The organism is Dactylosporangium sp. NPDC005555, from assembly GCF_040605635.1.
Classification (GTDB): Bacteria; Actinomycetota; Actinomycetes; order Mycobacteriales; family Micromonosporaceae; genus Dactylosporangium.
On the sequence record NZ_JBEXDG010000058.1, the window covers coordinates 1 to 23,712 of the forward strand.

At 71.6% G+C, this 23,712-nt stretch carries 21 protein-coding genes; 15 read left to right on the forward strand and 6 right to left on the reverse strand.

Annotated elements, in window-relative coordinates:
* Window positions 1–882, forward strand: an 882-nt coding sequence (locus ABZS58_RS40640) for a chitinase (RefSeq protein WP_354789074.1), incomplete at its 5' end; no start/stop codon positions are given.
* 27 nt (window positions 883–909) lie between these two features.
* Here the strand turns inward: ABZS58_RS40640 and ABZS58_RS40645 are convergent.
* Window positions 910–1,872 carry a LysR family transcriptional regulator gene (locus ABZS58_RS40645; protein ID WP_354789076.1) on the reverse strand — a complete coding sequence of 321 codons (963 nt, stop codon included), beginning with the start codon at window positions 1,870–1,872 and terminating at the stop codon, window positions 910–912.
* 180 nt (window positions 1,873–2,052) lie between these two features.
* Here ABZS58_RS40645 and ABZS58_RS40650 point away from each other — a divergent pair, with 180 nt between their 5' ends.
* Complete coding sequence (locus ABZS58_RS40650) at window positions 2,053–2,685, forward strand: DUF998 domain-containing protein (protein ID WP_354789077.1); 633 nt, start codon at window positions 2,053–2,055, stop codon at window positions 2,683–2,685.
* Window positions 2,682–3,485, forward strand: coding sequence for an SDR family NAD(P)-dependent oxidoreductase (locus ABZS58_RS40655; RefSeq protein WP_354789078.1), 804 nt, complete (start codon window positions 2,682–2,684; stop codon window positions 3,483–3,485). The genes ABZS58_RS40650 and ABZS58_RS40655 overlap by 4 nt, the downstream gene beginning before the upstream one ends.
* On the opposite strand, the gene ABZS58_RS40660 is transcribed toward ABZS58_RS40655, so the two are convergent.
* Window positions 3,459–3,953, reverse strand: coding sequence for a helix-turn-helix domain-containing protein (locus ABZS58_RS40660; protein WP_354789079.1), 495 nt, complete (start codon window positions 3,951–3,953; stop codon window positions 3,459–3,461). The two genes, ABZS58_RS40655 and ABZS58_RS40660, sit on opposite strands and share 27 nt — an antisense overlap.
* Before the next feature lie 237 nt (window positions 3,954–4,190).
* On the opposite strand from ABZS58_RS40660, the gene ABZS58_RS40665 reads away from it, so the two are divergent.
* The 7 genes from ABZS58_RS40665 (at window position 4,191) to ABZS58_RS40695 (ending at window position 13,409) form a co-directional block, all read left to right on the forward strand.
* Window positions 4,191–4,700, forward strand: coding sequence for a PaaI family thioesterase (locus ABZS58_RS40665; RefSeq protein ID WP_354789080.1), 510 nt, complete (start codon window positions 4,191–4,193; stop codon window positions 4,698–4,700).
* 182 nt (window positions 4,701–4,882) lie between these two features.
* On the forward strand, window positions 4,883–6,604 hold the full coding sequence (locus ABZS58_RS40670; protein ID WP_354789081.1) for a S8 family serine peptidase: 1,722 nt from the start codon (window positions 4,883–4,885) through the stop codon (window positions 6,602–6,604).
* A 49-nt stretch (window positions 6,605–6,653) separates the two neighbouring features.
* Window positions 6,654–9,143 carry an EAL domain-containing protein gene (locus tag ABZS58_RS40675; RefSeq protein WP_354789083.1) on the forward strand — a complete coding sequence of 830 codons (2,490 nt, stop codon included), beginning with the start codon at window positions 6,654–6,656 and terminating at the stop codon, window positions 9,141–9,143.
* A gap of 11 nt (window positions 9,144–9,154) precedes the next feature.
* On the forward strand, window positions 9,155–9,844 hold the full coding sequence (locus tag ABZS58_RS40680) for an NRDE family protein (protein WP_354789085.1): 690 nt from the start codon (window positions 9,155–9,157) through the stop codon (window positions 9,842–9,844).
* A gap of 71 nt (window positions 9,845–9,915) precedes the next feature.
* Window positions 9,916–11,964: a glycosyltransferase family 39 protein gene (locus ABZS58_RS40685; protein ID WP_354789087.1), complete on the forward strand. Its 2,049-nt coding sequence runs from the start codon at window positions 9,916–9,918 to the stop codon at window positions 11,962–11,964.
* A gap of 109 nt (window positions 11,965–12,073) precedes the next feature.
* Window positions 12,074–13,282, forward strand: a complete 1,209-nt coding sequence (locus ABZS58_RS40690; protein ID WP_354789088.1) for a dolichyl-phosphate beta-glucosyltransferase — start codon at window positions 12,074–12,076, stop codon at window positions 13,280–13,282.
* Window positions 13,275–13,409 carry a hypothetical protein gene (locus ABZS58_RS40695; RefSeq protein ID WP_354789089.1) on the forward strand — a complete coding sequence of 45 codons (135 nt, stop codon included), beginning with the start codon at window positions 13,275–13,277 and terminating at the stop codon, window positions 13,407–13,409. Before ABZS58_RS40690 ends, ABZS58_RS40695 begins: the two co-directional genes overlap by 8 nt.
* A gap of 24 nt (window positions 13,410–13,433) precedes the next feature.
* Here ABZS58_RS40695 and ABZS58_RS40700 read toward each other — a convergent pair whose 3' ends face one another.
* The gene (locus ABZS58_RS40700) at window positions 13,434–14,195 is read right to left on the reverse strand and encodes an enoyl-CoA hydratase-related protein (RefSeq protein WP_354789091.1); all 762 of its coding nucleotides are present in this window, start codon (window positions 14,193–14,195) and stop codon (window positions 13,434–13,436) included.
* Window positions 14,196–14,261: 66 nt separating this feature from the next.
* Window positions 14,262–15,731, reverse strand: coding sequence for a glutamate--cysteine ligase (locus tag ABZS58_RS40705; protein WP_354789092.1), 1,470 nt, complete (start codon window positions 15,729–15,731; stop codon window positions 14,262–14,264).
* 116 nt (window positions 15,732–15,847) lie between these two features.
* Here ABZS58_RS40705 and ABZS58_RS40710 point away from each other — a divergent pair, with 116 nt between their 5' ends.
* Both ABZS58_RS40710 and ABZS58_RS40715 read left to right on the forward strand, forming a co-directional pair.
* Window positions 15,848–16,351 carry a SigE family RNA polymerase sigma factor gene (locus ABZS58_RS40710; protein WP_354789094.1) on the forward strand — a complete coding sequence of 168 codons (504 nt, stop codon included), beginning with the start codon at window positions 15,848–15,850 and terminating at the stop codon, window positions 16,349–16,351.
* Window positions 16,348–17,460 carry a hypothetical protein gene (locus tag ABZS58_RS40715; protein ID WP_354789095.1) on the forward strand — a complete coding sequence of 371 codons (1,113 nt, stop codon included), beginning with the start codon at window positions 16,348–16,350 and terminating at the stop codon, window positions 17,458–17,460. The genes ABZS58_RS40710 and ABZS58_RS40715 overlap by 4 nt, the downstream gene beginning before the upstream one ends.
* A gap of 8 nt (window positions 17,461–17,468) precedes the next feature.
* On the opposite strand, the gene ABZS58_RS40720 is transcribed toward ABZS58_RS40715, so the two are convergent.
* Window positions 17,469–18,602, reverse strand: a complete 1,134-nt coding sequence (locus ABZS58_RS40720) for a hypothetical protein (protein ID WP_354789097.1) — start codon at window positions 18,600–18,602, stop codon at window positions 17,469–17,471.
* A complete protein-coding gene (locus ABZS58_RS40725; RefSeq protein WP_354789099.1) occupies window positions 18,599–19,693 on the reverse strand; it encodes a helix-turn-helix transcriptional regulator in 1,095 nt (364 codons plus the stop codon). Before ABZS58_RS40725 ends, ABZS58_RS40720 begins: the two co-directional genes overlap by 4 nt.
* Window positions 19,694–19,988: 295 nt before the next feature.
* Between ABZS58_RS40725 and ABZS58_RS40730 the strand changes: the two genes are divergently transcribed.
* From ABZS58_RS40730 to ABZS58_RS40740, 3 genes are all read left to right on the forward strand, one after another.
* Window positions 19,989–20,501, forward strand: coding sequence for a GNAT family N-acetyltransferase (locus tag ABZS58_RS40730; RefSeq protein ID WP_354789100.1), 513 nt, complete (start codon window positions 19,989–19,991; stop codon window positions 20,499–20,501).
* A 352-nt stretch (window positions 20,502–20,853) separates the two neighbouring features.
* A complete protein-coding gene (locus ABZS58_RS40735) occupies window positions 20,854–22,062 on the forward strand; it encodes a DUF4407 domain-containing protein (protein ID WP_354789101.1) in 1,209 nt (402 codons plus the stop codon).
* 43 nt (window positions 22,063–22,105) lie between these two features.
* Complete coding sequence (locus ABZS58_RS40740; protein WP_354789103.1) at window positions 22,106–23,695, forward strand: family 10 glycosylhydrolase; 1,590 nt, start codon at window positions 22,106–22,108, stop codon at window positions 23,693–23,695.
* Window positions 23,696–23,712 lie beyond the last annotated feature (17 nt).

The following is a 23,712-nucleotide window of genomic DNA, read 5'->3' on the forward strand; positions in this document are numbered from 1 at the left end:
CCGAGCGGGATGCAGGCCGCGCCGTACCTGTACCAGTGGGGTGACCCGCCGAACCCGCAGACGATCCAGTCAGCGACCGGTGTCCGATGGTTCACGCTCGCGTTCGTGCTCTCCAGCGGTGGCTGCACCCCGGCATGGGACGGCAGCCGCCCGCTGACCGGCGGCGTCGACCAGACCGTCATCAACCAGGTCCGCGCCGGCGGCGGCGACGTCATCCCGTCGTTCGGCGGCTGGAGCGGCAACAAACTCGGCCCGAACTGCTCCACCCCGCAGGCCCTCGCCAACGCCTACCAGACGGTGATCAACGCCTACAACCTCAAAGCGATCGACATCGACATCGAGAACACCGACGAGTTCGAGAACGACACGGTCCGCAACCGGATCGTCGACGCCCTGAAAATCGTCAAGCAGAACAACCCGAACCTGAAGACCATCATCACGTTCGGCACCGCGACGACCGGCCCCGGCTACTACGCCCAGCAGCTCATCAACCGGGCCGCGTCCACCGGCGCCAACATCGACGTCTTCACCATCATGCCGTTCGACTTCGGCGGCGGCGCCAACATGTACAACAGCACCGTCAGCGCCTCCGAAGGCCTCAAAACCATGCTGAAGACCGCCTTCGGCTGGACCGACGACCAGGCCTACCGGCACATGGGCATCTCCGGCATGAACGGCCTCTCCGACCAGCAGGAACTGACCTCCGTCGCCTACTGGCAGCAGATCCGCGACTGGGCACAGTCCAAGCACCTCGCCCGGCTCGCCTTCTGGTCCGTCAACCGCGACCGCCCCTGCCCCGGCGGCGGCGTCGTGTCCAACTGCAGCGGCATCGCCCAGAACAACTGGCAGTTCACCCAGATCACGGCGACCTTCACCGGCTGATCAGGCGAAACCGTAAGAGGGCTGGTCCTACAGGGCCAGCCCTCTTCTGTCGGGGTGGCGGCCCAGCCAGGCCGTGTACCGGTCGTTCTTGCGCACCGCGTCGGCGTACGCCTCGATCGCATACGCCCAGACCTGCCCCGCGACGTCCGCGGCGGGACCGGCGGGCAGCCAGCCGAGCATCTGCCGCCAGTGCAGCGGCGCACCCTGGATCGGCACCGCGGCCAGGCCCGCCATCGGCCGGAGCGTCGCCTGGCACAGCCCGACCGCGTCGCCGGACTCGATGAGGTCGATCGCGCCGCGGACCTCGGTCTCGAAGAGCACCTTCGGCGTGAAGCCGGCCCGGGCGCAGGCCGCCGCATGGCACGAGGAGAAGCAGCCGTCGCCGGGCGCGGCGACCCACTGGGCATCGGCGAGCTCGGCCAGGTCGACCTCGTCACGGTCGGCGAGGCGGTGCCCCTCCGGCAGCAGCAGGAACACCGGATCCGCGGCCACGACCCGCCAGGCGAGCCCGTTGTCGGTCGCGGGCGGCGCGTCGCCGCAGGCGCCCACCAGGACGAAGTCCAGCTTGCCGGCGAGGACCTGGTCGCCAAGCTCCGAGGCGGACCACGACGCGTGCGTGCTGACCTGGGCACCGGGATGGTTGCTGCTGATGCGGTGGACCAGGCCGCCGAGGATCGGGCCGTTGACCGCGCCGATCCGGTACCGCCCCGCGCGGTCCTTCGTGCTGGCCAGCCGGGTCGCCTCGTCCTGCAGGCCCTTCACCGCCGGCAGCAGCACCCGCGCCCGCGCCAGGACCAGCTCGCCCAGCGGTGTCGCCCGCGCCCCGCGCCGGTCCCGCTCGAACAGCAGCCCGCCGAGGGCCCGCTCGATGCGCTGCAGCTGTGCGGTCAGCGCCGGCTGCGCGAGCCCGAGCACGGAGGCGGCCTTGGTGACACTGCCGGCGTCCGCGATCGCGCATACGACCCGCAGATGCCGCAGCTCCAGATCCATATGCAGACGGTAGGGCGTCTGCGGGATGGGGAGAAGACCCCGGGGCCATCGAGACTCACCGTTTTCGCAGATCGACACATCATCGAAACATGTTGGTCGATTGCCCATATACCCCCTGGAGGTATATGGACGTAATATGGAAATGACGTCACGCGCACCACTGCGTCGTAGGCTTGGCCGGTGCCCTCCCCCCGCCGCTGGTGCGCCGGTGCCGCCACCGCGACCGCGGCGATCGGCGCGACCGGGCTGGCCTTCTCCGTCGCCGGCTCGGCGCCGTGGCGCTATGTGAGCGAGTCCGGCGTCGCCGGCGCACCCCACCCGACGCTCTACCGGGTCAGCATGCTGCTCCTGGCGGCGTCCCTGGCGTTCCTGGCGGTGCCGGCCCGGCACACCGCCCGGCACGGGTTTCCCGCGCTGCGGTGCGTCCCGGCCGGGGTGGCCGCGGCGGCGATCGCCCTGGCCGCCCCGCTCGCGGCGCTGTCCGGCTCGGTCACGTGTTCGCCCGGGTGTCCGCTGCCGCCGTATGAGACACCGCAGCCGCGGGACCTGATCCACGCCGCCGGGGCGATCGGTGCGCTGCTCCTGCTCGCGTCGGCGATCCTGGTGTACGCCACGCAACCCGACAACACGACGCTGCGCCGTGCGGGGCGGCTCGGGGTGCTGCTGGCCTTCCCTCCGCTGATCCTGTCCGCGATCGGCATCCTGCTCCTCGGCCGCGGCCTGTTCACGGGCCTGATGGAGCGCGCCGCCCTGGTGGGCGTGTCCGCCTGGCTGGTCCACACCGCCGCCGTCCACCTGCGAGCGAAACCGTGACGCGGACCGTTGTCGTCACGGGCGCCAGCGCGGGCATCGGCCTCGCCGCCGCGCGCCGGTTCGCGGCCGCCGGCGACCGGGTCATCCTCCTCGGCCGGCACGAAGGGCGCCTGGCGGCCGCCCTGGAGGCGGTCAGGCAGGCCGGAGCGGCGGATCCGGCCGCGATCCGGGCCGACTTCGCCGACCCGGCCCAGGTGCGGGAGGCCGCCGACCGGCTCCGCGACGCCTGCGACCGGATCGACGTGCTCGTCAACAACGCCGGCGGGCTGTTCCGCGGCCCGGCCTGCCTGCAGGTCAACCACCTGGCGGGCTTCGAACTGGCGCACCTGCTGCTCGACCGTCTCCAGGCACCGGCCCGGCTGATCACGACCGCGTCCCTGGCCGAGGCGTGGGGCGTGCTGGACGTCGACCGGCCGCTGCGCGACTCGCTGTGGCACCGCAGCCGCTGGCTCGCCTACGGCTCCTCGAAGCAGGCCAACGTCCTGTTCACCGTCGAGGCCGCCCACCGCTGGACGAAGCTGGGCATCCTGCCGGTGGCGTTCTTCCCGGGCCTGGTGCGCAGCCGGTTCGCCACCACCAGCCCGCTCTTCATGCTCGGCAAGCTGATCCCGGTGCTGTTCACGTCCCCGCAGCGGGCCACGGACACCCTGCTGTGGCTCGCCGACGCCCCCACCGACGACCTGGTCCCGGGCGGCTACTACTTCCTGCGGCAGCCCTTCGCCGCGACGCCCCGCTCGACCTCGCCGAAGCGTGCCGCCCGCCTGTGGAATGCGTCACTGGCCGCGATCGGCGACCGCTAGCCGGCGGCGGGCGCCGCGGCCCGGGCGGGGCACGACGTCGCGCGGGGGCACCTCGGCGTGGCCGGACTCGCAGACCAGCACCGCGTGCACGGGCGCGCCGCAGTCGCGGTGGACCGTCTCCAGCGGCGGACCCTCCGGGCCGGCCAGGTAGCGGTCGCCCCACTCCCGCACGGCGACCAGCAACGGGTACAGATCGAAGCCCTTCTCGGTGATCCGGTACTCGTCGCGGGCCCGCGAGCCCGGCTCCCGGTAGGGCACCCGGCGCAGGACGCCGTTGTCGACGAGCATGCCGAGCCGGTTGGTGAGGACCTGCCGGGGGATGCCGGTGCGCTCCCGCATGTCGTCGAAGCGGTGGATGCCGTTGAAGACCTCACGCAGCACCACGACGGTCCACCTCTCGCCGAGGATCGCCATCGCCGCGCCGATGGTGCAGTTGTCGACCGACCACTCCAATGCTGCTGGCCTCATGCCGCCACCTCCGCTGCGCTCCGGCGTCGACCTGAGCCAGAACTGTCACATGATGAGCGGGCCAAGCCGCTCCGCTGCCCGCTCACGCCGCCACCTCCGCTGCGCTCCGGCGTCGACCTGAGCCAGAACTGTCACATGATGAGCGGCCCGAGCCGCTCCGCTGCCCGCTCATGCCGCCAGGCTAACCGCACCTGGGTCTGGTTGACAGATCCAGGCCGGGTCAACCAGGCTGCGTCCATGACGCAGACTCAGGACGAGCTCCGTAGCCGCACGTTCACCTGGTCCGACCCGATGCTCAACGCGGCCGAGGTCGGCCGGCGCAGCGGCCTGGAGCTGCTCCAGGCGATGGCCCGCGGCGAGCTGCCCGCCCCGCCGATCACGCACCTGCTGGGCGCCGGGCGGATCGAGGCCGAAGCGGGCAGGGTCGTCGTCACGCTGGAGCCGCAGGAGTTCCACTACAACCCGCTGGGCAGCGTGCACGGCGGCGTCCTGGCGACACTGCTCGACACGGCCGCGGCCTGCGCCGTGCACTCGACGTTGCCGGTCGGCGTCGGGTACACCTCCCTCGACCTCACGACGAAGTTCCTGCGCCCCGCGTCGATCGCCTCCGGCACGCTGACCTGCGAGGGAACCGTGCTGTCCAAGGGCCGGCGGACCGCCCTCGCACAGGCCGTGATCACCGACTCGCGCGGCGGGATGGTCGCGCACGCCACGTCGAGCTGCATGCTGTTCGACCTCACAACGTGACGGGCGGCACTCTGCGTAAGGTCTGATCAGCGAAGAGTGTCCGACCTGGTGACAACGCTGCGCTACGGGCTGCTGAACCATGGATCACGGCGAGTCGTCGACCCATGGAAGGGGACCGAATGCCAAGCAGTCACCGGAGCGCACTGGGTGCCGCCGCAGCAGCGATCGTCACGATCGCGGGTGTGGCCGTCCCGAGCGTGCCGGCAGCCGCCGCGCCACCGACGGTGTCGGCCGCCGACCATATGACCCGCGTCATCGTCGCCTATGACGACGCCGGCGCGGCCGCCCGTGCGGTCGGCCGCGCCGGCGGGACGGTCGGCCGGGCCCTGTCGATCGTGGAGAGCTTCACGGCCGAGATACCGGATACGCAACTGTCCGCGCTGAGGGCCGCACCAGGCGTGCGGTCCGTGACCATTGACGGCGAGGTGGCCCTCCAGGCCGAGCGATGGCGCGCCGACGGCGACGCCAACTCGATGTTCAGCGTCGTGCGCGCGACCGGCGCGCTGGACGTGTGGAAGACGGACGACGCCGGTGGCAGGCCGATCGGCGGCACCGGCGTCGGCATCGCCCTGATCGACTCCGGCGTCACGCCGGTCGTGGGCCTCAACGATCCGGCCCGGATCATCAACGGCCCCGACCTGTCGTTCGAGTCGCAGGCGGCCAACCTGCGCTACGTCGACACGTTCGGGCACGGCACGCACATGGCCGGGCTGATCGCCGGCCGCGACCCGGGCACCAACTTCCGGACCGTCGACTCGCCGACCAACTTCACCGGCATGGCACCCACCTCGACGCTGATCAGCGTCAAGGTCGCCACCGCCGACGGCGCCACCGACGTCTCGCAGGTCATCGCCGGCATCGACTGGGTCGTCACGCACCGCAACGACCCGGGCCTGAACATCAAGGTACTGAACCTGTCCTTCGGCACGGACAGCTACCAGGACGCGAAGCTCGACCCGCTGTCGCACGCGGTCGAGGCGGCCTGGAAGAAGGGCATCACGGTCGTGGTCTCCGCCGGCAACGACGGCAAGACCCGCACCGCGCTGTCGATGCCGGCGGCCAACCCGTATGTCATCGCGGTCGGCGCCGCCGACTCGAAGGGCACCGACTCCCGGTCCGACGATGTCCTGGCCGACTTCAGTACCCGCGGAAACACCACCCGGACCGCCGACCTGACCGCACCCGGTCGCTCGATCGTCGGCCTGCGGGACCCGGGCGCCTACGTCGACGTCAACTACCCCACCGGGCTCGTCCCCGGCGACACGACCGGCCGGTACTTCCGGGGCAGCGGCAGCTCGCAGGCCGCGGCCATCACGTCCGGTGCCGCGGCGCTCCTGCTGCAGCAGCGGCCCGGCCTGACCCCCGACCAGGTCAAAAAGCTCCTCGTGAGCACCGCCGACACGATGAGCGCCGGGGACGTCCTCGGCCGGGGCTCCGGCCAGCTCAACATCAAGAAGGCGATCGAGGCGCCGACCCCCACCAACGCGACGCAGACGTGGGCGTCGACGACCGGCACGGGCACCCTGGAGGCCTCCCGGGGCTCCGCACACGTGGCGGACCCGGTCACCGGGGCCGAACTGACCGGCGAGAAGGACATCATGGGCCGGCCGTGGACCGCCGCGAACTGGGCGAGGTCGGCGACCGCCGGCACCGCGTGGACCGGCGGCACCTGGAACGGCGCGACCTGGACGGGCACCTCGCTGGGCGGCAACACCACGACCGGGCGCAGCTGGGTCGCGGTCGGCTGGTCCGGCAACAGCTGGGCCGGGCGCACCTGGAGCGGGCGCACCTGGAGCGGCGCAGTGTGGGACGGCCGCACATGGAGTGGCCGAACTTGGTCAGGTAGCACGTGGAGCGGCCGAACTTGGAGTGGAAGCTACTGGTCAGACGCCGTCTGGCAGTAACCGGCACGAAGGCAGAAACCCTCGGGCAAAGGGCGATTCCGGGACGGTCATGAAGAAAGCACCTGCGTGGAAGCGCCCGGACGCACGGGTGGCGGCGCTCAGCCTCTGGTTGGGCGTCGCCACCATCGCGGCGCACGGCCTGCGCGTCCAGCACGGCGGACTGCCGTCGGACCCCGATGCCCTGCCGCTGATCCTGCTCGGGGCCGCGTTCGCGGTCACCGAGGGTTTCGCGGTGCACATCCGGGTCCGCCGCGGCGGCCACGCGATGAGCCTCAGCGAGATCCCGATGGTCCTCGGTCTGCTCGCGGTCGACCCGACCCTGCTGCTCGCCGTCCGGCTCCTCGGCGGCGGCCTCGGCCTCGTCGTGCTGCGCGGCCAGCGCGGCGTGAAGCTCGGCTTCAACGTCGCCCTCCTCGGCGTGCAGACCACCGCCGCGTCCGTGATGCTGCGCGCCCTCGCCGGCCCGGCACCAACCGACGTCGGCCCGGTGCAGTGGCTCTACATCCTGATCGTCATGCTCTTCTCCGACGTCGTCGCCGCGGTCCTCGTCACCGCCGTCATCGCGCTGCACGACGACCCGAGCGAGTGGAAGCGCCTGCCGAGCGCGCTGCAGGGCCTGCCGCTCGTCACGATCACCACCAGCATCGGCCTGATCAGCACCCTCGCCATCGACCGCGACCCGCGGTCGATCGCCCTGCTCGCGATCGTCTCGGCGGTCACGTACCTGGCGTACCGCTCCTACGTCAGCCAGAGCCAGGGCCACGCGCAGGTCGAGGACCTCTACGCCTTCACCCGGTCCCTCGACGGTGTCCTGGACACCGGCGGCGTCGCCCGGATCGTGCTCGAGCAGGCCCGCGACCAGCTCCGCGCCGAACGCGCCGAACTGATCATGCCCGGGCCGGACGGCACCCAGATCCGGATGCGGATGCACGGCCGGCACCAGCTCGACACCACCGTCGTCGACGCCCTGCCCGAGACGGCGTGGTGGCAGCCCGCCCGCACCGGCACCCCGGTCCTGGTCGCCAAGGGCAGCCGCGTCGTCGGATCCATCGTCGACGGCATCGCGGTGCCTGTGCCGCTCAGCGGCGGCGCCACCGGCGTGCTCTTCGTCGCCGACAGCCTCCCGGACATCCCGACCTTCGGCGATCGGCACGTCCGGCTGTTCCAGGCCCTCGCCAACCACGCCAGCCTCTCCCTCACCAAGGCCAGGCTCCTGGACGAGCTGCGGCAGGAGGTCGCGCAGAAGGAGCATCTGGCCCTGTACGACCCGCTGACCGGCCTGCCCAACCGGCAGCGCTTCCAGTCGCTCACCGACGCGCTGCGCTCCCAGGGCACCCCGGTCGCGATGCTGCTCATGGACCTCGACCGCTTCAAGGACGTCAACGACGCACTCGGCCACGACATCGGCGACACGCTGCTGCGGCAGGTCGGCGACCGGCTCCAGGGCCGCCTCGGCGACCGCGGCACCGTCGCCCGCTTCGGCGGCGACGAGTTCGCCGTCCTGCTGCCCGGCATCCGCACCCGGGAGGTCGCCGTGGCGATCGGCGACGACCTCGCCGCCGCCATGGAGCAGCCGATCGCCATCGGCCACCTGCGCCTCAACGCCCGCGTCAGCATCGGCATCGCCCTCGCACCCGAGCACGGCCACGACGCGAAGACCCTCATCCAGCGGGCCGACGTCGCCATGTACGTCGCCAAGACCACCCGCACCGGGGTCCGCGTCTACCAGGCCGACGACGACCGCAACAGCCCCCGCCGCCTCGCCATGGTCGCCGACCTGCGGGAAGCCATCCAGCGCCACGACCTCGTCGTCGTCTTCCAGCCGAAACTGGAGACCGCCACCGGCGTCGTCCGCGGCGCCGAGGCCCTCGCCCGCTGGCACCACCCCGCGCACGGCTTCGTCCCGCCGGACGAGTTCATCCCGCTCGCCGAGACGTCCGGCCTGATCCGGCCGCTGACGCTGCACGTGCTGGAGGTCGCGCTGCGCCGCTGCGCCTCGTGGCGGCGCATGGGGCACGACATGCACGTCGCGGTCAACCTGTCGCCCAACAGCCTGCAGGAGGCCGACCTGCCCGACATCGTCGCCCGTCTGCTCGGTCAGGCGGGTGTACCGGCCAGCGCCCTCACCCTGGAGATCACCGAGAGCAGCATCATGGACGATCCCGCCGGCAGCCTCGTGACCCTCGACCGGCTCCACGCGCTCGGCGTCAAGCTCGCCATCGACGACTTCGGCACCGGGTACTCCTCCCTCGGCCGTCTCCGCGAGCTCCCCATCCACGAGATGAAGATCGACAAGTCGTTCGTCCAGCGCATCGCCGTCGACCACCGCGACCGGGCGGTCGTGCGCTCCGCCGTACAACTCGGACACGCCCTCGACCTGGAGGTCGTCGCCGAAGGCGTCGAGGACGAACAGACCCTCGACCACCTGCGTCAGGAAGGCTGCAACCTGGTCCAGGGCTACTTCATCTCCAAGCCGCTGCCCGCCGACGAGTTCGCCGACTGGCTGACCGCACGGGTGCCGCAGCTCGGACAGGCATAACCTTTCCCCGCATGTGCACCGTGCTCCTCCGCTTCGACCCCGCCGCCACCTGGCCCGTCCTGCTGGCCGCGATCCGCGACGAGTACCTGGCCCGCCCCTGGGAGCCGCCCGCCGAGCACTGGCCCGGCCGCTTCGGGGGCCGCGACAGCACCGGCGGCGGCACCTGGCTGGCCGTCGACCCGGTCGCCCCTTCCGTCGCCGCGCTGCTCAACGGCTTCCCGCCGCTGCCGCCCCTCGGCGACCGCCCGACCAGGGGCACCCTGGCGCTCGACCCCTTGCCGGCGGACTTCTCCGGGTTCGACGCCTTCCATCTGGTGCGCGCGACGCCCACCGCCGTCACCGTCCTGTCCTGGAACGGCGCGGAACTCACCGAACAGGCCCTTCCCCCGGGCGACCACGTGATCGTCAACCAGGGCGTCGACGTCAACGACTTCGCCCCGCTGCGCGCCGCCGCCACCCCGTCCCTGCGACCCGGGACCCCCACCCAGGACGCCTGGGGCGACTGGGTCCCGCTGCTGTCCGGCGGCACCTTCACCGGCGCCGCCCCGCGCCCGCTGATCGTGCACCGTGAGTTCGACGGCCTGGAGTACGGCTCGGGCTCCGCCACCCTGGTCGCCCTCTCCCCCACCGGCGCCCGCTACGACTTCGCCACCGCCCCCGGCCCGTCCGCCGTCTGGTCGGAGGTCCCGTTGCCCCGGTAGCGCGCCGGACTCACAGGTGGCGCACAGGTGAGGTGCAAGGTGCTGGCAGGGGCGGGTCGCAGTCTCGGGGCATGACGACGACGCTTGCCCGGCCCGATGCCACTGCCGATGCGCCCACAGAGTCGCCGCCGCGGGACCCGGTGTGGGTGCGGCCCGCGCTGGGGGTGCTGCTCGCCGGGACGCTGGTGGCGTACGTGTGGAACCTCGGCGCGTCGGGGTGGGGCAACGCGTTCTACGCGGCGGCGGCGCAGGCCGGGTCGCAGAGCTGGAAGGCGTGGTTCTTCGGCTCGTCGGACGCGTCGAACTTCATCACCGTCGACAAGACCCCCGCCGCGCTGTGGGTGACCGGGCTGTCGGTGCGGATCTTCGGGCTCAGCTCGTGGAGCATTCTGGTGCCGCAGGCGCTGATCGGGGTGGCGACCGTCTGGGTGCTGTACCTGACGGTCCGCCGGTGGCACGGGCCGGCGGCCGGGCTGCTCGCCGGGGCGGTGCTCGCGACCACGCCGATCGCCACGCTGATGTTCCGGTTCAACAATCCTGACGCGCTGCTCATGCTGCTGCTCGTCGCCGGCGTGTACGGCATGGTGCGGGCGCTGGAGCGGGGCAGCACGTGGTGGCTGGTGTTCGCCGCGAGCAGTGTCGGCTTCGGCTTCCTGACCAAGATGCTGCAGGCGCTGCTGGTGGTGCCGGCGTTCGCACTGGCGTACCTGCTGTTCGCGCCGACCGGGTGGGGGCGGCGGCTCGTCCAGCTGCTGATCGCCGGCGCGGCGCTCGTCGCCTCCGCGGGCTGGTGGGTGGCGGTCGTCGAGCTGACGCCCGCGTCGTGGCGGCCGTACGTCGGCGGCTCGCAGACCAACTCGATCCTGGAGCTCACCCTCGGGTACAACGGCCTCGGCAGGATCACGGGCAACGAGACCGGCAGCGTCGGAGGAGGCGGTGGTGGTGGTGGTGGTGGCAACGGCGGCGGGTGGGGCCAGACCGGCTGGTCGCGGCTCTTCGACGGGCAGACCGGCGGGCAGGCTTCGTGGCTGCTGCCGGCGGCGCTGATCTTCCTGGTCGCGGGCCTGGTCTGGTCGACGAGAAAGGCGGCCTACGTCCTGTGGGGCGGCTGGCTGGTGGTGACCGCCGTCGTCTTCAGCACCATGCAGGGCATCTTCCACGACTACTACACGGTGGCCCTGGCGCCGGCGATCGGTGCGCTGGTCGCGATGGGCACGGGCACGCTGTGGCGCCGGCGCAGGGACCTCTTCGCGCTGCTCACCCTGGCCGCGACGGTCGCGGTCAGCGCGGTCTGGTCCTACGTCCTGCTCTCCCGCGCCACCGACTTCCACCCGTGGCTGCGGATCGCGGTCCTGCTGGCCGGCGCCGCCGGCGCGGTGGTGCTGCTGGTCGGCCAGCGGTTCGGGGCGCGGCTCGCCCAGCGGGCCGGGATCGTGGCCGCGGCGGCGGCGCTGTTCGCGCTGCTCGCCGGTCCGGTCGCCTATTCGGCGGACACGGTCGCCACGCCGCACTCGGGATCCATCGTCACGGCGGGGCCGGCGGTCGCCGGTTCGGGCTTCGGCGGCGGCCGCGGCGGCGGCTTCCGCAACGGCGGCGGCTTCGCACCGGGCGGCACCACAGGCGGCACCACAGGCGGCACCACAGGCGGCACCACAGGCGGCCCCGGCGCCGTGCCCGGTGGCGGTGCCATGCCCGGCCCCGGTGCCATGCCCGGTGGCGGTCAGCGCGGCGGGGGCGGCGGCATGGGTGGTGGCGGCATGGGTGGGCTGCTCAACGCCACCACGCCCAGCGCCGAGCTGGTGGCGCTGCTGCGGGACAACGCGTCGCAGTACACCTGGGTCGGCGCGGCCGTCGGGTCCAACAGCGCCTCCGGGTACCAGCTGGCGACCGAACTGCCGGTGATGCCCATCGGCGGGTTCAACGGCAGCGACCCCGCGCCGAGCCTCGCGCAGTTCCAGCGGTACGTCGCCGACGGGAAGATCCACTACTTCATCGGCGGGGCCGGCGTCGGCGGGCGCAGCAACGGCGGCAGCAGCATCAGCGCGGAGATCGCCGCGTGGGTGGCGGCGAACTACACCGCGCAGACCGTCGGCGGGATCACCGTGTACGACCTGTCGTAGTCCCGAGAGCAAAGGGGCCGCTCCGGTATCGGGGCGGCCCTTTTCGTTTCACAGGCGGGGCACAGGATCGCCACAAGGTGCCGGAAGCTACGGAACCGACCTTGGTGACATGACGACAACGACGTTCCCGCGCGCAGCAGCCACCGCCGACGCCCCGGCCGTCAACACGGTCCTGGACGTCGTCGTCCCCGTGTACAACGAGGAGCGCGACCTCGGGCCGTGCGTGCGCCGGCTGCACGCGCACCTCACGGCCACGTTCCCGTATCCCTTTCGGGTCACGGTCGCCGACAACGCCAGCACCGACGGGACCCTCGCGGTCGCCACCGGCCTGGCCGGCGAACTGCCCGGCGTCGAGGTGCTGCACCTGAGCGAGAAGGGCCGCGGGCGGGCGCTGCGCGCCGCGTGGGACGGCTCCGACGCGCAGGTCCTGGCCTACATGGACGTCGACCTCAGCACCGACCTCAACGCGTTGCTGCCGCTGGTCGCGCCGCTGCTGTCCGGGCACTCGGACGTCTCGATCGGCACCAGGCTCGCGCCCGGCTCCCGGGTCGTGCGGGGCGCGAAGCGCCAGTTCATCTCCCGCTCGTACAACCTGCTGCTGCGCGGAACGTTGCAGGTGGGCTTCTCCGACGCGCAGTGCGGCTTCAAGGCCATCCGCGCCGACGTCGCCGAGCAGCTGCTGCCGCTGGTGGAGGACACCGGGTGGTTCTTCGACACCGAGCTGCTCGTCCTGGCGCAGCGGGCCGGGCTGCGCATCCACGAGGTGCCGGTCGACTGGGTCGACGACCCCGACAGCCGCGTCGACATCGTCTCCACCGCCGTCGCCGACCTCCGCGGGATCGCCCGGCTGGGCCGGGGACTGCTCAACGGGTCGCTGCCGCTGCAGTCGCTGCGCTCGAAGTTCGGCCGGGAGCCGCTCGTGGCGGCGGGCGTGCCGGCGGCGATGCCGTCGCAGCTGCTGCGCTTCGCCGCGGTCGGGGTCGTGTCGACGGCGGCGTACCTGCTGCTGTTCGCGCTGCTGCGACCGCTGGCCGGCGCGCAGGCGGCGAACTTCGCGGCGCTGCTGATCACCGCCGTCGGCAACACGGCGCTCAACCGGCGGCTGACCTTCGCCGTGCGGGGCGCCGCGCACGCCGGGCGGCACCACCTGCAGGGCCTGCTGCTGTTCGCGCTCGGCCTGGGGCTGACGTCGGGCTCCCTCGCCCTGGTGGGCACCACGGCGCGGACCCTGGAGCTGCTGGTCCTCGTGATCGCCAACCTGACCGCGACGGTGCTCCGCTTCGTGCTGATGCGGGTGTGGGTGTTCCGCAATGCCTGACATCGGCACCGAGGCGATCCGCGGCATCGTCCACTTCAACGGCGTCGACAAGGCCGATTCTTTCGGCGGGGCCGGGACCGTGCTCGCCTCGCCGGCCCGCACGGGGTCGCCCGCGCGGCCGGTGTGATCGTGGGTCCGGCCGGTCGGGGCCTCACCGGACCTGCGACGCGTCTGCGATGTCCTCGGCCGGCCAGGCAGGGCTGCGGCGTTCCCTGAAGGCGGCGATGCCCTCCGCGATCTCGGCGGGGTCCTGGCGCGGCGGGAGGTCGTGGCCGTCGATGATGGACTTGGCCGCTCGGACACTGCGCTGGGAGCGGGCAGCGATGGTGGCGGCGGTGTCCCGTACCAACGCGGCCAGGAGACCAGGAGCGACGACGGCGTCGACAAGGCCGATCCTTTCGGCGGCTCCGGCGTCGATCAGCTCTGCGGTGAAGAGCAGCAGCTTGGCCCGGGCCGGGCCGACGAGCGCGACCAGCCGCCGGGTCGTCGACGCCGGATAGACGATGCCGAGCTTCGCCGGCGTGATGCCGAAGCGGCTGTCGTCGGCGGCGAACCGCAGGTCGCAGGCGACCGCCAGCTGGCATCCGCCGCCCACACAGAACCCGTCGATGCGCGCGATCGTCGGCTTCGGAAAGGCCGCGAGGGCGAGCTCGGCCCGGACGGCGACGCTGTCCTCCCCGTCTGCGGCGATGGCCGCGGCGTCGCCGATGTCGGCACCGGCGCAGAAGGTGCCGCCCGCCCCCTCGACGACCACGACCTTGACCGCCGGGTCAGCGGCAAGCCCTTCCAGCAGCGCCGGCACGGCCCGCCACATGGCCGCGGTCATCGCGTTGCGCTTGCCGGGGTTGTCGATGACCATCGTCGCCACCGCGCCGTCGACCGCGACCCGCAGCTGCCCGTCCGAACTCGTCACGGGGTCCAGTGTGCGATCACCATTCGTGGACGGGCTCATCGAGGTGAGAAATTCGCAGAGGCGGCTTCACCATTCGTGGACCGGGACGTTGGAGTGCATGCGTGGGAGATATTCCTCAAGGAGCTTGCGCATGGTGTCGTCGCGGTCGATCTGGCCGGCGCCGGCGATGCGGTGGACGGTCTCGACCTGCCAGGTGGCGCCGTTGCGGGCGGTCAGGCAGCGTTGCTCGATGATGCCGAGCAGGCGGTCGCGGTGGGAGGGGTCCACGCCCCACCCGTCGAGGCCTTCGCGGGCCATGGGCAGCAGGCGGCGCAGGACGAGCTCGGTGACGGGGACCGCGCCGAGGCCGGGCCAGAACAAGGAAGCGTCGATGCCGTGGCGGGCCGCGGTGTGGAAGTTCTCCTCGGCGGCACCGAAGGACATCTGGGTCCAGACCGGGCGGTCCTGCTCGGCGAGGCGGCGCACGAGGCCGAAATAGAACGCGGCGTTGGCCATGCTGTCCACGACGGTCGGGCCGGCGGGGAGGACCCGGTTCTCGACCCGCACGTGCGGCTTGCCGTCGACGACGTCGTAGATGGGGCGGTTCCAGCGGTACACGGTGCCGTTGTGCAGGCGGAGCTCGCCGAGCTTCGGGACGCCGCCGCCGTCGAGGACGGCGATCGGGTCCTCGTCCTCGCAGATGGGCAGCAGCGACGGGAAGTAGCGGACGTTCTCCTCGAAGAGGTCGAAGATCGAGGTGATCCAGCGCTCGCCGAACCAGACGCGGGGGCGCACCCCCTGCGACTTGAGCTCCTCGGCGCGGGTGTCGGTGGCCTGCTCGAACAGCGGGATGCGGGTCTCGCGCCACAGCTCGCTGCCGAAGAGGAAGGGCGCGTTGGCGCCGAGAGCGACCTGGACGCCGGCGATGGCCTGGGCCGCGTTCCAGTGCGCGGCGAACTGCTGCGGGCTGACCTGCAGGTGGAACTGGACGCTGGTGCAGGCCGCCTCGGGGGCGATCGAGTCGCAGCGGACGTGCAGGCGCTCGACGCCGTCGATGGCGATGAGGAGGTCCTCGCCGCGGGCCGCGAAGATCTGCTCGTTGAGCAGCGCGTAGCGCGGGTTCGCGGACAGGACGTCGGGGGTGAGCAGGTCGCGGCGCAGCGTCGGCAGGATGCCGATCATCGCGAGCCGGGTGTCGACGCTCGCGGCGTGCTCCTCGGCGGCGTTGAGGCTGGCGCGGACCTGGTCCTCGAAGCCGGCGAGCCCGTCGCCCGCGAGGCGCCGCGGCGGGACGTTGATCTCGATGTTGAACTGGCCGAGCTCGGTGACGAACGCCGGGTCGGCGAGCGCGTCGAGGACCCGCTGGTTGCGCAGCGCCGGGTCGTGCTGCTCGTCGACGAGGTTGAGCTCGATCTCGAGGCCGCTCATGCCTTCGCCGTCCTCGAAGTGCGCGTCGGAGAGCATCCTCGCGAACGCGTCGAGACATTGGCGCACCTTGTCGCGATAGCGCATACGGTCCTCGCGGCTGAACTCGGTCGTTTCGACGTCCTTGCCCATGGCCGTCCACCTCCGAAGCCGTAGCCGTGCCTCTGGCATACCACGTGACGCGGATTTTTACTCCTGTGTCCCAACCTGACGCACCGCTGCAAGCCTTCAGATGCCGAGGAGGTCACGTGCGTGAGGAACTGGAACGCGAGTACGTGGAATATCTGCGGTTGCGGATGCCGCAGCTGCGTCGCCTGGCGGCGTTGCTGACCGGCGACTTCCACCGCGGCGACGACATCGTGCAGAGCACGGCGGCGGACCTGTACACGCGCTGGAAGCACGTCGGCAGGGTCGAGCACGTCGACGCGTACGTGCGGAAGATGCTGCTCAGGACGTTCCTGCGGGAGGAGCGCAAACCCTGGGCGCGGGTGCGGCTCACCGCCACGCTTCCGGAACGACCGGTCACGGGGCCGGCCGTCGACGAGGCGATGACGGTGCGGGCCGCGCTGCGGACCCTTCCGGCCAGGCAGCGCGCGGTGCTGGTGCTGCGGTTCCTGTGTGACCTCCCGGTCGCCGAGGTGGCGGTCACGCTGGGCATCGCGGAGGGCACGGTCAAGAGCCAGACCTCCGACGGTCTGGCCGCCCTGCGCCGCCACCTCGGCAACGACGCCTTCACGGGGAGGACGGCATGAGCGACCTGTTGAAAACCATCGACTTCGACGAAGACAGCATGCCGCCGTCCAGTGTGGATCTGGATGCCGCGCTACGGACCGGGCGCCGCCGCGAGACCCGCAACAAGGCTCTGGCAGCGACGGCGGTGGCCGCGGCGGTCCTGATCGCGGCAACGGGCGTGGCCATGGCGGTGAACAGACCGCCCGCTCCCCGTCCGGAGAAGCCGCCGAAGAAGGACTGGGACTGCACCGTCCAGACGCTTCCGTCGCAGCAGCGGTACCTGGTGGACCCGACCGGCGAGATCGTGGTCTCGTGGTCGCCGGGCGGCCCGATCCGCATGCAACGCGGCAACGGCCCCGCACAGGAGATCACCGGTCTCCCCGGCGCCGATCCGTCCCCGCAGCGGGTCGGCGCGGGCGGAGTGCTCATCGGCTCCACGTCCTTGGACGCCGACCACGATGTCGGCTGGCGATATGAGAACGGCCAGGTGACGACCCTGCCAGCACCAGCGGGGGCGCTCCGGGTGCGGCCCTGGTCGGTCAACGCCGCCGGCGACGTCACCGGTTGGTTGCAGCGGTCGGGGACGAGCGACGCCCAACCGGTGATCAACGACCTGTTGCTGTGGCCGGCGTCGGCGCCCGGGACGTATCGGCTGCTGACCCTGCCGGGCGCGGGGGAAGCGTCGGGCACTGTCCTCGACGACGGCGTGGTCGTCGGCGGCGCGGTCGTCCCGGGCAGTGGTTTCATCGGTGTCGTCTGGCGGCCGGACGGGACCGTCGAGCGCCTGGAGCGCCTCCACAGCAACTTCAACGGCGCCGCCGGGGACTGGGCGTTCGGCAACTACGAGGCGGCGAACGACCTCAACGGGTTCCGCTACAACATCCGCACCCAGGAGTTCGTCGATCTCGGCGCCTTCGACCCCGGCTTCGCGCTGGCCGGTGGCCGCCTGGCAGGCATCGTCCGGCAGGCCAGGGGCGTCTTCGCCCCGACGGTCTGGCACGACGGCGTGACGGAGGCGCTGCCGCTGCCGCCGTCGGTCACGGACGTCGAGGTCGTGAGCGCGGGAAACCGCACCATCTACGGCAGGGGGCGGATGGAGAACAGCACGTCGCTGGTCTGGCGATGCTGAGCTGAGGGTCAGGCGACGTGGGGCTTGAGGCCGAGGTAGCGCAGCGCTGCCTCGGCCGACGGCTTGTGCGGGAGTTTGCCGAGCCAGGACTGCCAGTGGCGGCGGTCGGCGGCCCAGGCGTGCAGATAGTCGACGCACAGGTCCGGGGTGATGGTGAGGCTGCGGCCGTGCGCGCCGGCGAGGGCGGCGGCCATCCGCCGGCGTTCGGCCTCGTCGGCGACGGCGGCGCGGGGCAGGCGTTCGAGGACCTGCTGGATGAAGTCGCGGCGGACCTGGAGGTAGGAGGCCCAGTAGCCGGCGTCGGCGGCGTCGATGGTCTTGCCGTCGTCCAGCAGGGCGTAGACGCCTTCGGCGAGGGTGTCGCCGAACTCCTCGCCGCGGGCGCGGACGGTGTCGCGGAAGGGGTCGTATTCCTTCTGGGTGACCTTGCCGACCATGGTGACGGGGTCGATGCCGTGGCCGTTGAGCAGGAAGAACCAGTCCTCGTTGTAGATGTTGGGGAAGAACGAGGTGGTGCGGTTGACCTGGACGACGAGCGCGCCGCCGCCGACGAAGGTGCCCTGGATGCCGCCGGTGCGGCGGTGCGCGTGGCAGACGACCGAGTTGTCGGGGAAGCCGTGGTTGACGAGGCCGACGGCGGCGTGGGTCTCGGCGAGCCCGGCGGCGTCCCAGATGTCGCCGGGCTCCTCGACGCGGATGTCGTCGTCGAGGAAGAGCACGAAGCGCCAGCCGACCATGCGGGCCAGCGCCAGGCCGACGTTGCGCTTGAGGCTGGTGTCGGTCCTGCGGGAGAAGCGCCGCCACCCCTTCTCGGTGAGCATGGACGAGGTGCGCAGGTCGGGCAGGCGCGGCTGGTCGTGCTCGACGTCGACGGTGACGGCCCGGACGCCGACGTCGGCGGCGAGGTCGAGGGCCCGGCCGGCGTCGGCCCATTTGCTGCACAGCACGATGAGCTGGCAGTTGAGGTCTTTGACGAGCTCGGCGGCGTCGCGGAGATACCCGAACGGCCGGGCGGTCGGCACGATGACGGCGTTGACGCCGGCGGGCCTGGTGGAGCGGACGGTGGCGGTGCTGAGCAGTCGCGTGTGCGACGCGTGGTGCGCGTGCACCCGCGGTGGGACCGGCTGCGGCCCTCGGGTCACTCCGTGAGCTCCCTGGACTCCGGCCACTCGTGCAGCCGGGTCCCGGGGTCCGTCCAGTCAGGTGTCAAGACTTCCCCTCTGACGATCTGCACCGACGTGAGGATGCTGAAGGTATCGCGGGACGCGAACCGGGTTGCGAGGTACCCACCGTTGCGGTCGCGGAACCTCACGTCGGTCAACGAGCGCACCGCGCCGTAGGTCCCCCGGCCGAACATGCCGTTGAAGATGGTGACGGTGCGGAGCCGGTTGTAGGGGTTGGGCGCGCGGTGGAAGTGCGCGACGTCCTCGACGAGCTGGCCGTCGACGAGGGTCGGGGCGAAGACCTGCACGTCGTCGCCGGAGCGCACCTGGAACGCGGCGCCGGTCTCGTCGTCGCCGAGCCGGTCGCGCTGCGCGACGGGCACGTCGAGGCGGGTGAGCAGGGTGCGGGTGAGGAAGTTCCAGTCGACGCCGCCGAGCAGGACCAGGTGGGTGGTGAGGTCGTCGGCGGACAGGGCGTCGTCGGCGCGGATGTGGATGGCGCTGAGCGGGTTGGCGGCGCGGATGTGGCCGTGCAGCTCGAGGAGGGTGTCGAGGTCGGCATACGTGTAGGACTCGGTGTAGTCGGGCTCGGCCGGGTCGACATACGGCATGTTGCGCCGGAACTCGGGTGGCAGCCGGGCGCACACGATGGTGATCGGGCGGCCGTCGGCGAAGAAGAGCGGCCCGCTGTGCAGCCGGCGCAGGTCCTCGTCGGCGTGCCGGACGGGGGCTGGGGTGCCGTTGGCGGCGTCGCGGAGGGCGAGCAGCTCCTCCTCGATCTCGCGGCGGCGGGCCTGCTCGTCGGGGTCGAGCTCGTCCTCGACGAGCAGCCGGACGCGGCCGCCGTCGAAGGAGCGCGCGGTGCAGAACAGCCGCGCATAGGAGCTGATCCTGCCGGTCGGCGGCAGGTCGGGCTTGCCGGGCGACTCCCACGAGGAGATGAGCGGCGGGCTGACGCCGAGGGCCTTGGCGAGCTGGCTCTGGGTCAGCGCGGCGCCGTCGGTCTCGGTCCGCAGCGACTTCAGCCGGAGCGCCAGCCGGGACTTCGCGTTTGCTGTCGGCGCCGCCATGAGCACCCTTTCCGACGATTCGGACTTCAGCAGGTGAATGAATTCTTCTGACGGCATTCACCATAGCAAACCGCAGGTCAAACGGCTGAGATCGATACGTTGCTTCAGCTCGTACTGAAGTTTAGTCTGACTTCAGGAAAGTCCATTCCGTGACCTGCACAGGTCGGACCGCTGGAGGGGACGGCCCGGCAGTGCGGGTGCCGGGGTCGGGGTGGTGGATCGCCGCCCCGCCCCCACCCCGGTGCTCATCGACCACTGCATCGACCGGGGTCGCACGAGAAGGCACTATTGCTGAGTGTTGTCAGATCATGCTCTGGAGGTCAGACCCGCGATCGGGCGCGAGCTCGATCTCGTGGTCGCCGCGTTCGGTGACGCGTCATTCTTCGCCGAGCGAATGGCACGACAATCCGAGGACAACGGCGTCCTCCTGGTGGCATGGCTGCACGGCGAGGCCGTGGGCTGTGTCTATGTCTGGTTCGAGGACGCCGAAGAGGCCGAGCTGCGCAAGCACCTGCCAGGCGTGCCGTTGCTCAACCGGCTGCGGGTGGTGGAGCGGTTGCGCAACAACCGCATCGGGACCGCGCTGGTCCACGCCGCCGAGCGGGTGGTCCGAGCGCGGGGGCACCTGCAGTTGGCGCTCGGCATCGGCCTGGACAACGCCGACGCCGAGCGCCTGTATCTGCGGCTGGGGTTCGCGGAATGGCCGTACGGCCTGGTCGACACCTACTACGTGGTGTTCAAGGACGGCAGTGAGGTCCGCGAGCCGGAGCTGTGCAGGATCCTGGTCAAGGAGCTGGACGGTCAGTAGCTGCCGCAGGGCGGGGTCCTGCAGGTCGGTCCTGTCGCCGGCCCGCACGACCTCGCCGGCGTCCATGATGACGAAGCTGTCGGCGAGCCGGAGGGCGAGGTCGAGGTACTGCTCGACAAGGAGCACGGCGACGCCGGTCTCCTTGTGCAGGCGCTCGATCCCTTGTTGCGCTCGAACACGGGAAGCATTGCCTTGCGGCTGGCGGAGGTCCACCCGCCGAACACCGTGACGATTTCGCATATCCGAATGCTCCATTGCCGGTCTGTTACCTGGCGTTCACGACCCGGCCAGGCTCGAGGAGGGCTTCGCGAAACGCCGCGAACGCGACTTGTACCCGCGTACCGTCGTGATCATGACCCGCACCTTCCTGCTCAGGGTTGCGAACGTGAACCCCGCGAGCGTGCGGACGCACACCGACCGGGCGCTCTACCGCTCGATCGGGGTCTTCATCCTGCTGTACGGCATCTACGCCGTCGTCGGTGCCGCCACGTTCGTCGACGCCAGCACCAACTACGCACACCCGTGGTGGCAGTGGCTGGTCGGACCGCCGGTCGCAGCCGCCGTCATCGCCTACGACCGGGCCGTCGTCGGGCGGGTCGCGGTCAGCTACGACCAGCTCGAGTCCGCCGACCCGGGGCTGCTGCTGCGGCGCAGGACGCTCGGGCTGTACGCGGGCCGGCTGCTGATCGCCCTGCTCTTCGCGGTCGTCATCACCGAGCCGCTCATGCTGTCCAGGTACAAGGGCGAGATCGACGCGTACCTCGGCACCGTGCACAACCGCCAGCTGATCCAGCTGGAGCGGACCGGCGCGATCGCCGCCTTCACCGAGCAGGCCGACGCGCTGCGCCGGCAGGACGCCGACGACGACGCGGCGGTCGCCGAGCTGCACGGGCTCGCCGCCGCCAAGCGCACCGAGGCCGCCGCGGTCTACGACAAGGCCCTGGCGGACTCCCGCGCCGACGGCGTCACCCGGCGGGCCGGCTGCCCGGCCGGCGGCTTCTGCGACACCCTCGTGCAACAGTCCCGGTCGCTGACCGCCGAGGCGGGGCGGCTCGACGACCAGGCGGCCGCGCTGCAGAAGACCCAGGAGAGCGCACGGCTGGACCGGGCGGCGCAGGTGGCCGCGCTCAACGGGCAGATCGCCGGGCAGCGGGCCGACAACCGGCGCTCGGTCGAGGCCGGCGCCGGGTTCGGCGCCCGCACGACCGCCATGTGGCACCTGGTCAAGAGCGACTTCTGGGGTTTCGGCTTCTTCTACCTCGGCGTCGCCGCGCTGCTGGTCCTCCTCGACTGCGCGGCGGTGTGGCTGAAGGTGGTGTCGCACGGCAACGCCTACGAGCGGACCGAGGCCCGCGACGCGCGGCGCCGGGAGCTGACCGCGACCCGGCGCCACGAGCAGGAGCTCCGCGTCGCCGAGGCGGCCGGGGAGGTGGCCGGCGACGGCCTGGACACCGTCGTGGCGGAGCGGCGGCTGGTCGACGCCGCCGTCGAGCAGGCGACCGCCCGGCTCATGGCGGAACTTGAGGATCAATCTCTCCCCTCTTCGTCCAGAAGTTCCTGAATCACTTGCAAAAGGGGCAACCGGCCCGGGCAGACTGGTCGACGTGCTTCACAGCCCCCCGCGCCGCCCCCCGGTGCTGCCGATCGTGATCGGCATCGTCCTCGCGGTGGTCGGCGGGATCGGCTTCGTCCGCGCGGTGTGGATGACCCCGTCGTCCAGCACCGCCACCCCGTCCAGCCGCAGCGAGGAGCGCGCCGACCGGTCCCGCCCCCGCGCCGACCTGCGCTGCGACGGGGTGCCGCTGAGCGCGCCGCGGGAGCTGCGCGGCATCTGGATCACCACGGTCGAGAACATCGACTGGCCCAGCCGCCCCGGCCTGCCCGACGAGCAGATCAAGTCGGAGTATCTGGGCTGGCTCGACCTCGCCGGGAAGCGCAACCTCAACGCGGTCTTCGTCCACGTGCGGCCGAGCGGTGACGCGCTGTGGCCGTCGAAGTACGCCCCCTGGTCCGAGTGGATCACGGGAGTGCGGGGGAAGGCGCCCGGCTTCGACCTGATGCGCTGGATGATCGACGAAACGCACGCCCGCGGGCTGGAGTTCCACGCCTGGTTCAACCCGTACCGGGGCAGCCAGCCCGCCCCGAGCGGCGCCGGACCCGACATCAACGCGCTCGCGCCCGACCATCCGCTGCGGCAGCACCCCGAGTGGGCGGTCGTCTACCCCGCGGTCGGCACCGGCGGCAGCCGCCTGCACTTCAACCCCGGCATCCCGGCCGCCCGCGAGTTCGTCGAGGACTCGATGCTGGAGGCCGTCAAGAACTACGACGTCGACGGCGTGCACTTCGACGACTTCTTCTACCAGTACCCGGTCAACAAGCAGGAGTACCCGGACGGCCCCGCCTACGCGATGTACGGCAACGGCATGAGCCGGGCCGACTGGCGCCGAGACAACGTCAACAAGCTCGTCCAGGAGATGCACGACAAGATCCGCAAGCTGAAGCCGTGGGTGAAGTTCGGCATCAGCCCCTTCGGCATCTGGCGCAACGACCGGACCGACCCTTCGGGGTCCCCGACCCGCGGCCTGCAGTCCTACGACGAGATCTACGCCGACACGAAGCTGTGGGTGCAGCGGGAGTGGCTCGACTACATCGTGCCGCAGCTGTACTGGAACATCGGCTTCGACGTCGCCGACTACGCGAAACTGCTGCCATGGTGGGTGGACGTCGTGAAGGACACCGACGTGCAGCTGTGGATCGGGCAGGCGGACTACCGCGTCGGGCAGTCCGGCGCGTGGTCCGATCCTGGTGAGCTCGACCGGCAGCTCGCCCTGAACCGGAAGTATCCGCAGGTCAGTGGCAGTGTGCACTTCAGCGCGAAGAGCATGCGCAGCGACGCCCTCGGATCGGTCTCCCGCTACGCCGGCAACTTCTACCCGACGCCGGCGCTGCCGCCGATCATGACCCAGCTGCCGTCGGACATCCCGGCACCGCCGCACGTCTCGCTGTCCGGCACCGCGCTGAGCTGGAAGGGCAAAGGCACGAACTCCGCCGTGTACCAGGTGCGGGGTGACAAGGCCGTGCTGCTGGCCGTGCGCCGCGGCGGCGACGGATCCTTCACCGTGCCGGACGCAGCCGCCAGGTACTGCGTGACCGCGCTGGACCGGTCCTGGAACGAGAGCACTCCGGCCAGGTGATTGCAGGTCATCCCCGG